This is a genomic window from Centipeda periodontii DSM 2778 (genome assembly GCF_000213975.1).
In the GTDB taxonomy this organism is placed as follows: domain Bacteria; phylum Bacillota; class Negativicutes; order Selenomonadales; family Selenomonadaceae; genus Centipeda; species Centipeda periodontii.
Genome location: NZ_GL892076.1, coordinates 2,365,278 through 2,376,687, shown reverse-complemented (window position 1 = coordinate 2,376,687; position 11,410 = coordinate 2,365,278). Strand labels below are relative to the sequence as shown.

The window sequence follows — 11,410 nt, the reverse complement described above, 5'->3', positions numbered from 1 at the left end:
GTTTAAAAATATATTCATCAGCAGAAACAGTTAAACGAGCTCGTTCTTGCATTGGACAAAAAGGATATAATCTTTTAACGAATAACTGTGAGCACTTTTCTATTTGGTGTAAAACAGGTGTAAAAGAATCAGAACAAATTGAAGCACTTTTAGATATTCTCCCCGGGGGTGAAATTGTCAGAGCATTTTCTCGTACGTGAGGATAAGAAAATGTTGTACTAAACAATATATGAAAATAAAAGATTGTTCTGTTATCAAAAAACCGACAGCCGCTCTGTTTCGAGCAAGCTGCCGGTCAGATCACAATTATCATAGAAGTTAAACACGTTCCTTATTCAGTTGTTTTACCTTGCACAGACACCTATGTCCGCACGAACTTGTATTGTACGTTCAGCTGAAACCGTTTTGGAGATCTCTGATATCATCCAATTTGCGCGCTAGGTTTTCGAAAAACGAATCGTACAGAGAGATTGTCACGCACCCGACCGTACGGGGATGACGGCGCTGCAACCATTCCTTGCCAATGCAATGCCATAGGAGATCAGCGATTATATTTGCTGTCTCTGTTCTTCTTCAAAGATGCATTCCCATCAGGGGGCATGGCCACCGCGCTGAATGAAATGTGTCAATAGACATTCTCCTTTCTATAGCGTTCACGTTGTTCGGAGATATATCTCTTTTCTTGCATTTATCATATCATAAACAGAGCCTTCGCGCAATAGTTTTTTGATGTTATCCTTGGAATGATTGGAGAAATAAATGTGTTTTCAATATTCCTGAATTTCATCTTTCCGCCGCGTTGTCCAAACTGCTCCGCCTATGTTGAGTACAGAGGTGCATTCTGCTCGGACTGTGCATCACGTCTCATCGGTCTGCATATGCTCGTACGTGCGGGGGATGCTCGTGAGGCACTTGAGGGCATCTGGGCGTTTGCACACTATCGGGAGGGGGTGCGCGACCTCCTGCGTGCACTGAAATATCAAAAGAAGAAATCTGCACTTCCCGCCCTGCACACGATTCTAAAGGCAGGGGAGTCGACACTTGCGGAGCTTCCACGCCCCCTGACCGCCATTCCCGTTCCCCTCGCGCCGGAGCGTGCGCGTACGCGCGGGTTCAACCAGGCAGAGGAGATCTTTGCGCCGTGGCTCAGGGTGCATGGCATCTCACTTGCCCGGATTCTCGTCCGCACGCGTGAAACGGCGCCTCTCTACGAGCGCACACGCACGGAACGCCAAAAGGAACTGCGCGGTGCCTTTGCCGTCACCGAGGGCGCAGATGTTACGGAGAAGGACATCCTGCTCGTGGATGACATCATGACGACCGGGGCAACGCTCACGGAATGTGCACGTGTCTTGAAACGTGCGGGAGCACAGAATGTCTATGCATTCGTTCTGGCGAGCGAGCACCAATGATTTGCACCGAAGGACAGCCTCTTCTCAGTTTTGATTTGCTTTTCGCTGCGCTTTCATCACATCGCTTCCGTTACTGTGCCTTTTTGTACGTGAGTGCGATGAGTGCCATCGTCAGCTCATAGGACTTTCGCAGGGAGGGGATGGGCAGAAACTCATAGTTCGAGTGGAAATTGAGTCCGCCTGTAAAATAATTCGGCGTGAGGATGCCCTTCGTCGAGATGAAGGAGCCGTCCGTGCCGCCGCGCATCGAAATCGTACGCGGCGTGATGCCGAGGCCCTCCATCGCCTCGTAGATGTTGTCGATCGCCTGACGGTTTTCGTCGGTCACAGCGTCGGCGATGTTGCCGTAGGTGTCCTCGATCGTATACTCGACGCGGCAGCGCGGCTCCATCTGACGGAGTTTCTCAACGTTTGCGACGATGAGGCGCTTGCGCTCCTCGTAGCGCGTCTTGTCATGGTCGCGGATGTTGAGCTCGACCATTGCGGTCGTCGGATTGGAGCGGATCGCTTGGCACCAGATGTAGCCCTCCGTTCCCTCTGTGCACTCCGGCGTTTCCCTGCGGTCAAAGAGATTGACGAAATCCACGGCAAGCAGGGTCGGGTTTACGAGCACGCCCTTTGCGCTCATCGGATGCGCGCTCACACCGTAGATCGTGACCTCTGCCGAGCCTGCGTTGAATGTTTCATAGACGACCTCACCGAGGGCGCAGCAGTCAATGGTATAGGCGTAGTCGACGGGGAACTTTGTAAAGTCCATATTTTTCGAGCCCCAGAGCCCACACTCCTCGTCGGGGACAAAGGCGACATAGACTTCGCCGTGCCGGAGCGCAGGATCACCCGCAAGCGTTGCGAGTGCCGTCATGATGTTGGCGATTGCAGCCTTGTTGTCTGCGCCGAGGACACTCGTGCCGTCGGTGACGATCAGCTCCTGCCCAACATAGGGGGTGAGCTCTGGGTGCTCTGTCGCCCGCATAACGATGTTTTTCTCTGCGTTCAGCACGATGTCGTCGCCCGCGTAGGAGATGCGCTGCGGCTTGACCACAGGGCTGAGCGAAACATCAACGGTGTCCAGATGAGCACAAAATCCGATCGCGGGGACACGCGGCGCATCGGGCGGCAGATTGGCGGGCAAATACGCCGTCAGCACGCATTTGTCGCTCAGCGATACCTCCTGCATGCCGAGGGCTTCCAGCTCCTTTTGCAGGAGGTGCGCCATATCCCATTGTTCCTCTGTGCTCGGCACGACCTTACCGCCGTTCGCCTTGCTCTGTGACGGCACACGGACGTAGCGAAGAAAGCGCTCGACAAGAGCTTCTTCGATTGCGTTTGTTTTCATTTCAACTTCCTCCTTAGAACATCACGCGCGGGTACACATAGTCTGCTTGGAAACCGAGTGGGATGTTGAACCACCAGAAGACGTAGAGCATGATTGTCAGCGTGATGAGCAGTGTGATGGTGTACGGCAGCATGAGTGAGCTGAGCGTACCGACACCCGTGTTCTTGTAGTATTTTTGACAGTAAACAATGATGAGTGGATAGAATGCGAACATCGGCGTGCAGACGTTGACCGCGGAGTCGCTTACGCGGAACGCCGCCTGTGTCAGCTCCGGCGCGATGCCGACCGCCATGAGCATCGGAACGAAGATCGGCGCGAGGATCGCCCACTTTGCAGAGGCGGATGTGATGATGAGGTTGAGCATGCCGACAAAGATGATGATGCCGAAGATCGTCACCTGTGGCGGCAGTGCGAGCGATTTGAGGAACTCCGCGCCCGCAATGGCGATGAGTGCGCCGATGTTGGATGTGCCGAATGCATACATGAACTGCGCGGCGAAGAAGTAGAAGACGATGAGCTGAATGAGCGTCTTGGTGATCTCCTCCATGGACTTTGTAAAGTCCTTCGAGCTGCGGAATTTCCCGCTGATGATGCCGTAGACGACGCCCGTTGCCGCCGCGAGCAGGAAGATGATCGCGACGATGGACTGCATGACAGGCGCCTTGAAGCTGGCAATATTGCCGGTCGCCGGGTCGCGCAGGAGGGAGTCCTCGGGCAGGAGTGCGAGCACAAGCCCGACGAGCAGTGCGACGAGCACGCCGCTCGCGATGTAAAATGCGCGGTTCTCCTGCGGCGTGATCGAGAAATCCTGCGCGGGTACGTCGATGTCGTCATCTACGGGACATGCTTTGCGGCACCATGGCTCCACGACGCGCTCCGTCACCCACCAGCATCCTGCGATGACGATGAAGGTTGAGCCGAATGCATAGAAATAGTTGCACAGCACGTTGACCTCGTAGGTCGGGTCGATGATCTGCGCTGCCATCTGCGTGAACCCTTGGATGACGGGGTCAATTGCCGACGGCGTATAGTTGGCGGCAAAGGCGCCCGCAATGCCGGCGAACGATGCGCCGATGCCCGCGAGCGGATGCTTGCCCGTCGCGTAGAACATGTACGCGGCGATCGGGATGATGATCATGTACCCTGAGTCCGGTGCAAGGTGACTGATCATACCGACGAGGATGACGATCGGCGTGATGAGCTTTTTCGGTGTGACGGAGAGGATCTTTTTCAGCCCCGTGTTGATGTAGCCCGAGCCGTCTGCGATGCCGATGCCGAGCGTTGCCACGATGACCATGCCGAGCGGAGGGAAGCCTGTGTAGTTCGTCACCATCTTCGTGAGCAGCGTCACGAGCGATGCCGGACTCAGCATGTTCGTGATCTCGATCGGCGCGCCCGTCGACGGATGCACATAGTCAAAGTGCATTTGGGATAAAATTGCGGATGCGATACAGGTGATGACAAAGGCGCAGATGAAGAGCATCGTTATATCGGGAATTCGATTGCCCATCTTTTCAATCCATCCGAGGATGCCGCCGACCTCCTGTTTCTGCGGCGGTGCGCTGCTTTGCGATTCGTTTGGCATACATATTCCTCCTAAAAATCCAATGAAGCAAAAACATTTAATACGGAAAATTTCGACATAAATAAGGAAAACCCTTTTCAATGGTTTGCAAATACAATATGACGTTCATTTTTCTTCGGAAATGCGACAGCAGTCCTTTTATTTCTTGCAAAGCCTTTTGTCCCTGTGATAGAATGGCGGAAGTTTTTCAGAGCGCTGTGGGGATGGCGCTCTTTTTATGGAGGAATGGGAAATGGCGGATATGAAGACGCAGGAGCGGCAGATTGGTGACAGGGAGGCGCACGCAACGCGTGCCTTCTTTTTTATCGGCGGCTTCGGTGCGGCGTCGTGGGCACCGCTCGTGCCGCTCCTGCGTGAGCGGCTTGCGGTCGGTGATGATGTGCTGGGACTCTTGTTGCTCTGTATCGGTATCGGCTCGCTTTTGACGATGCCCCTTTCGGGTGCCCTCTCGGCGCGCCTCGGATGCCGTCGTGTGCTCGTTGTCGCAGGCATTCTCTACGCTGCCGTACTCCTCTCGATCTGTTTGGTGGATTCTTTCTGGATCGCCGTGCCGGTGATTCTCCTCTTTGGTGCACTTATGGGATGCCTTGATGTCGTCATCAATGTTGTAGCGGTCATCGTGGAGAAGGGGATCGGTCGGCGCATCATGAGCGGGATGCATGGCTTTTGGAGCCTCGGCGGTTTCGTCGGTGCAGGGCTCTATGGCGTGTGGGTCGGGGGATTTGGACTGACCGCGTTCCAGTCCACGGCGATTGCATCGGTGCTGATCCTCACACTCACAGCAGTATTCGGCAGAAATCTAATTCTGTATGGTGGGGGCGGCGGCACTCTCATCGCGATCCCGCGCGGCATCGTTGTCTTTGTCGGCATCACGGCGTTCATTGCGTTCCTCAGCGAGGGAGCGGTGATGGACTGGAGCGGCGTCTATCTGACAGTGGTGCGTGGCATGGATCTCTCGCTCGCGGGTGTGGGCTTCTCGATCTTTTCGGCGGCAATGCTCCTCATGCGTTTCCTTGGCGACCGTACCGTGCAGCGCATCGGTCAGCGTCCCGTCGCCGTGGGCGGTGCGCTGCTCACCTTCGTCGGTATCCTGCTCGTCATGTTTGCGCCTGTGGACACGCTTCTCTATCTGGGCTTCTTTGCCATCGGCATTGGCAGTGCAAACATCGTGCCCGTATTCTTTTCTCTGATGGGGCGGCAGAACGTCATGCCCATCGGCACGGCGGTTTCCGCCGTCAGTACGATGGGCTACCTCGGCATTCTCGCCGGTCCCGCCGCGATCGGCTTTGTCTCCGCACTCACGAATCTGCAGACGGCGTTCGGCATGCTTGCCGCACTCAGCATTCTGCAGGCAGCCGTCGGCTTCTATGTTTTTAAGAAGATGGTTTGATCATAGCCGAAAAATAGACATAAAAAACGCCATCCAGCTCGGAATGGCGTTTTTACTATCTTACTGAGCCAGTGCGTTGACCTTCTTGGCAAGACGCGATTTCTTGCGGGCTGCAGCGTTCTTGTGATAGACGTTGTTCGCAGCCGCCTGGTCAATGGACTTGTATGCCGCAACGAGGAGGTTTTTCGCCTCATCTGCGTTGCCTGCGGCAACAGCGTCATTGACACTGCGGATGGCACGGCGGACGCGCGTCTTCTCCGCAACATTGCGTGCACGGCGCTTGGCGTCAGACTTTACACTCAGAATGGATGCCTTGATGTTCGGCAAATCGTTCACCCCCTCGACGAAAAATGTACTGCGTCATTCTATCACACGGAATTGCAAAAAGCAATATTTTTTCTTTGCACAACTTCTTGATTCGGACACAAACATAGGGTACAATAATCGTATGATAAATATAAAAAATAGCAAGTACAAAAGTCCTCCTGCAATCTCTTTGATAAATTTGAAAAAAGCCTGAAAGTGCCCTGAAAACTTGCAGGAAATTCGGCTTATTTATCGAATTAGGTAAATATCATAAAACGAATTCAGGAGGAACAATACGGCTAAAATGAGCGAAAACTCATTGAAATCGGCAGGAATACGGCGAAACGGATGGGTGTACGGCGAGCCCGATCGATTTGCCGTTGCATATATGTTGGGGATACCGCCTGGTATCCGTGAGGGGAGAATTACCTATGAGAAAAACAGAGTGCTTGGCAATGATTCTGGCAGGCGGACAAGGCAGCCGTCTTGGTGCGCTGACGAAGCGCGTCGCAAAGCCGGCGGTTCCGTTTGGGGGGAAATACCGCATCATTGACTTCCCGCTCAGTAACTGTGTCAACTCCGGCATCGAAAAGGTCGGCGTTTTGACGCAGTATCGGCCACTCGAGCTGAACCAGTATCTCGGCTCGGGCAGCGCGTGGGATCTCGATAAGCGCGACGGCGGGCTCTTTGTCTTGCCGCCCTATGCACGTGAAAAGGGGGCGGAGTGGTATCGCGGTACGGCAGATGCGATCTACCAGAACCTTAATTTCATCGACATGACGGATCCCGACTACGTGCTCATTCTCTCCGGCGACCACATCTATACGATGGACTATGCGTGGATGCTCGAGTCGCACAAGAAGAACAAGGCGCAGGCGACGATCGGTGTGTTCGAGGTGCCGTGGGATGAGGCGCCTCGTTTTGGCATCATGAATACGGATGAGACCGGACGCATTGTCGAGTTTGAGGAAAAACCGGCGAAGCCGAAGAGCAACCTTGCTTCCATGGGAATCTATATTTTCAATCGTGACTATCTCGCGGAGTATCTCACGGCAGACGCGAAGAGCGAAACTTCGAGTCACGATTTCGGCAAGGACGTCATTCCGAAGATGCTCGCCGACGAGGGACGTCTTTATTCCTATGCCTTCAACGGCTACTGGAAGGATGTCGGTACGATCGAGAGCCTTTGGCAGGCGAATATGGACCTCCTGCAGGACAAGCCGCCGTTTGAGTTCTCGGGCAGATGGCGTATCTTCTCGTTCAACCCGTCCATGCCGCCGCAGTTCGTCGGCACGGAGGCGAAAATTACGCGTTCCATGATCAGCGAGGGATCCATGATCCTCGGTACGGTCGAGAACTCCGTGATCTTCCCGGGCGTTCGCATCGCCAAGGGTGCCATTGTACGCAACTCTGTTCTGCTCCCGTCGGCCGTCGTGGAGAGCGGTGCCGTAGTGGACTATGCGATCCTCGCCCAGCATGCCGTGATCGAGGAGGGGGCACAGGTGATCGGCGAGGAGTCGCAGATCACGGTCATCCCCGAGGGAGAGACGGTGTCGGCTGCCTCGACCGAGCAGCGCGTCGGCTGAGCCGCAGGAAGAGAATGGAGTGAACATACAATGAATAGCGTAATGGGACTCATTAACCTGCAGGAGGACGGAAGTCTCATCCGTGAACTCGCCGACCGACGTGCTGTTGAATCCATTCCTTTCGCCGGACGTTATCGCCTGATTGATTTTTCCCTCTCAAGCATGGTCAATTCCGGCATCAACAAGGTGGGTATCATGCTCCCCGATGAACCGCGTTCCGTGCTCGATCACCTGCGTTCCGGCAAAGACTGGGATCTGGCGCGTCGCCACGATGGACTCTTCTATCTGCCTGCCGCGCACGACGACGCGCAGCGCCGCAAGGGCGATCTCAAGAATTTCTATCACAATCTGGACTTCATCGAGCATGCCTCCACACGTTACATTCTGCTGACGAACGGCAGCTTCGTCTACAACATCGACTTCAATCAGGTGCTGCGGTTCCATCAGAATACAGGTGCAGATATCACACTCGTTTCGCATACGACGATCGACGAGAACACGGGCAATAATATTGTGCTTGATACGGCGGAGAACGGGCTTGTCCTCGATATTGCGGAGAAGCCGGTTGCCTATCAGGGCATGAAGGTCTCCATGGGGGTCTATCTCATGGATAAGCGTGCATTCGTCGAGATTGTCCGTTATGCCTACGAGCGCGGCGGGCAGGATTTCGTACTCGACGGCATCATCCGGCGTGCCGGCGACTATACGATGTTCGCCTACGAGCACGACGGCTACATGGCGCATGTGGACTCTATGTCGACCTACTATCGGGCGAACATGGAGATCCTCGATCCGGAGGTCTGGCAGAGTCTCTTCATGGGTGACCGCCCCATCTACACAAAGATCAAGGACGGTGTGCCCGTCCAGTATAAGGAGACGGCGAAGGTCACCAATTCTCTCATTGCGAACGGCTGCATCGTACGCGGCGAGGTGGAGAACAGCATCCTCTTCCGCGGGGTAAACGTGGGCAAGGATGTGAAGATCCGGAATTCGATCATCATGCAGAAATGTGACATTCAGGATGGCGCGCTTGTCGAAAATGTCATTTGCGACAAGAACGTTGTGATCACAGCGGAGAAGTGGCTGAAGGGAGCCGCAGAGTATCCGCTCGTCATCAAGAAGAATATCACGATTTAAGATTTGTTTTTGCCGTTAGCGGTTCCCGCCTCGTTTCGATCATCGGAACGGGAGGGGGCTATAACGGCTTCTTGTTTCTGATACTTCTTAGGGGATTCTTGTCACATGCAGGAATAGAAGGTCGGGGGAAACAAGAGAAGTTTGGAAAAGGAGTGGACGATTTGGCACAGAAGGATCAGGTCATGAGGCCGACAGGGAAAGCTCTCGAGACAATGAAAAAGATCTTGAAGAGCCGTTTTATCACAACCGCGCATGTTTTGTTTGGCCGCGAGGTAGAGGAACTGACGGAGATCGAGATCTATAAGACGATCGCAGCAACCGCCAAACAGTCCATCTCGGACAATTGGATCAAGACGAACAAGCAGTATGGGGAGCGGAAGGAGAAGCAGATCTACTACTTCTCCATCGAGTTCCTGCTGGGCAGACTCTTGAAATCCAACCTCATCAATCTCGGCATCGAAGAGGCACTGAAGGATGTCCTCAAGGACTTCAAGCTGAATCTCTCGGACGCTTACGAGGCAGAGCCGGATGCGGGGCTTGGCAACGGTGGGTTAGGGCGTCTTGCCGCCTGCTTTATCGACTCTCTCGCAGCACATCGTCTGCCCGGACATGGCTGTACGATTCGCTATCAGTACGGGCTCTTCGAGCAGAAGATTGTCGGCGGCAACCAAGTCGAAATTCCGGACAACTGGCTGCGCGATGGTTTCGCATGGGAGTACCGCAAGCCGGACAAGTCGGTCGATGTCAAATTTGGCGGCAATGCCTATATGCGCGACATCGGGAACGGCAAGCTCGAGCTTGTCCACGAGAACTCGATGATTGTCATGGCGGTGCCGTACGATATGCCGATTGTCGGCTACCACAATGCAACGGTCAATACGCTGCGCATGTGGAACGCGGAGGTCAACCGTGACTTCTCCGACTATGGGCTTCTGACGCAGGAGCAGATTCAGCAGCGCAATGACTATCGCAACTTTGTCGAGTCCATCACGCGCTATCTCTATCCGGACGACAGCACGTTTGAAGGGCGTCGTATGCGTCTCATTCAGGAGTATTTCTTTGTTTCGGCAGGTGTGCAGAGCATTGTCCGTCACTACAAGAAGACGGGCATGGGCATCTACGACTTCGGCAAGAAGATCGGTATCCACATCAACGATACACACCCGGCGCTCTGCGTGGCAGAGCTCATGCGTGTCCTTGTTGACGATGAGGGGCTGACGTGGGAGGATGCGTGGGCAATTACGCGTGATACGATCGCGTATACGAACCATACGATCATGCCGGAGGCACTTGAAACGTGGAGCCTTGATATGTTCAAGCCGCTTCTGCCGCGCATCTACATGATCATCGATGAGATCAACCGCCGTCATATCGAGGAAGTGCGCCGCCGCTACCCGAACAACGAGGACAAGGTGCGTGCTCTTTCCATCATTCAGGACGGCGTGATCCACATGGCGCGTCTTTCCATTGTCGGCGGACACAGCGTCAACGGTGTGGCGAAGATCCATACAGGGATCCTAAAGTCCACGACGCTCAAAGATTTCTACGACTATACGCCGCGCAAGTTCAACAACAAGACAAACGGCATTACGCATCGACGCTGGCTTATGGGAGCAAATCCCGAGCTTGCCGCGCTGATTGACAATATACTCAATAGCCGTGAGTGGCACCGTCATCCGGAGAAGATGGACGGTCTGCATGACCACGTCGAGGACAAGAACTTCCTTGAGCAGCTCATGAAGATTAAGCATCTGCGCCGCGAGGGGCTTGCCCAATATATTGAGCACCACAACGGTGTCAAGCTGAATCCGGATTCGATGTTCGACATCCAGGTCAAGCGCATCCACTCCTATAAGCGGCAGCTGATGAACATTCTGCACATCATGTATCGCTACCACCGTGCTCAGAATGAGCCGTCTTTCCTGACGCAGCCCGTGACGTATTTCTTTGGCGGCAAGGCGGCACCCGGCTACTACATCGCGAAGGAAACGATTCGTCTTATCAATGTGGTTGCTGACCGGATCAACAAGGATAAGCGCGTCAATGACTTTATGAAGGTCATCTTCATTGAGAACTTTGGTGTTTCCATCGGCGAGCTTGTCTATCCAGCAGCGGATGTCAGCGAGCAGATCTCCACGGCGTCGAAGGAGGCGTCGGGCACGGGCAATATGAAGTTCATGATGAACGGCGCAATCACACTCGGCACGCTCGACGGCGCGAATGTCGAGATCCGGGATGCAGTGGGCAGTGAGCACTGTGTCATCTTCGGTCTTAAGGCCGAGGAGGTTATGAACTACTATGCGACGGGGGCCTACTCAGCGTGGGATGAATACAACACGAATGAGAAGGTGCGCACGGTGATGAACCAGCTCGTCGATGGTACCTATGGGGATTTCCGTTCGCTGTATGATTATCTCCTGCACGCGAACGATGAATTCTTTATCTTGAAGGACTTCAATGCGTATGACAACGCACGCATCGAGGTCATGCGCCGGTTCAAGGACAAGGACGGCTGGGCACGTACGGCGGCAATGAACGTCGCGCACTCCGGCGGCTTCTCGTCCGACCGCACAATTGACGAGTATGCACGGGAGATCTGGAATATCCACCCCGTCATTATCTCATAAGAAGAAAAGGGCGCGCGGATAGGAACCGCAC

9 protein-coding genes are annotated in these 11,410 nt (G+C 54.3%); 6 read left to right on the top strand and 3 right to left on the bottom strand.

Annotated elements, in window-relative coordinates:
* On the top strand, positions 1-200 hold a 200-nt coding region (locus tag HMPREF9081_RS13460), incomplete at its 5' end, for a lecithin retinol acyltransferase family protein (protein ID WP_174262949.1).
* A 561-nt stretch (positions 201-761) separates the two neighbouring features.
* Positions 762-1,412 carry a ComF family protein gene (locus HMPREF9081_RS10850; RefSeq protein WP_040395106.1) on the top strand — a complete coding sequence of 217 codons (651 nt, stop codon included), beginning with the start codon at positions 762-764 and terminating at the stop codon, positions 1,410-1,412.
* Positions 1,413-1,482: 70 nt separating this feature from the next.
* On the opposite strand, the gene pepT is transcribed toward HMPREF9081_RS10850, so the two are convergent.
* Complete coding sequence (gene pepT, locus HMPREF9081_RS10845; RefSeq protein WP_006307368.1) at positions 1,483-2,748, bottom strand: peptidase T; 1,266 nt, start codon at positions 2,746-2,748, stop codon at positions 1,483-1,485.
* 13 nt (positions 2,749-2,761) lie between these two features.
* Positions 2,762-4,333 (bottom strand): AbgT family transporter, encoded by a 1,572-nt coding sequence (locus tag HMPREF9081_RS10840; RefSeq protein WP_006307367.1) that lies wholly within the window; start codon positions 4,331-4,333, stop codon positions 2,762-2,764.
* Positions 4,334-4,565: 232 nt separating this feature from the next.
* Between HMPREF9081_RS10840 and HMPREF9081_RS10835 the strand changes: the two genes are divergently transcribed.
* The gene (locus tag HMPREF9081_RS10835) at positions 4,566-5,723 is read left to right on the top strand and encodes an MFS transporter (RefSeq protein WP_040395104.1); all 1,158 of its coding nucleotides are present in this window, start codon (positions 4,566-4,568) and stop codon (positions 5,721-5,723) included.
* Positions 5,724-5,783: 60 nt separating this feature from the next.
* On the opposite strand, the gene rpsT is transcribed toward HMPREF9081_RS10835, so the two are convergent.
* Complete coding sequence (rpsT, locus tag HMPREF9081_RS10830) at positions 5,784-6,050, bottom strand: 30S ribosomal protein S20 (protein ID WP_009438217.1); 267 nt, start codon at positions 6,048-6,050, stop codon at positions 5,784-5,786.
* A gap of 410 nt (positions 6,051-6,460) precedes the next feature.
* Between rpsT and HMPREF9081_RS10825 the strand changes: the two genes are divergently transcribed.
* The 3 genes from HMPREF9081_RS10825 (at position 6,461) to HMPREF9081_RS10815 (ending at position 11,379) form a co-directional block, all read left to right on the top strand.
* Entirely contained in the window at positions 6,461-7,615 is a 1,155-nt protein-coding gene (locus HMPREF9081_RS10825; protein ID WP_006307363.1) for a glucose-1-phosphate adenylyltransferase, read from the top strand.
* A gap of 30 nt (positions 7,616-7,645) precedes the next feature.
* Entirely contained in the window at positions 7,646-8,752 is a 1,107-nt protein-coding gene (gene glgD, locus HMPREF9081_RS10820; RefSeq protein WP_006307362.1) for a glucose-1-phosphate adenylyltransferase subunit GlgD, read from the top strand.
* Positions 8,753-8,934: 182 nt separating this feature from the next.
* Positions 8,935-11,379 (top strand): glycogen/starch/alpha-glucan phosphorylase, encoded by a 2,445-nt coding sequence (locus HMPREF9081_RS10815; RefSeq protein WP_280956285.1) that lies wholly within the window; start codon positions 8,935-8,937, stop codon positions 11,377-11,379.
* Positions 11,380-11,410 lie beyond the last annotated feature (31 nt).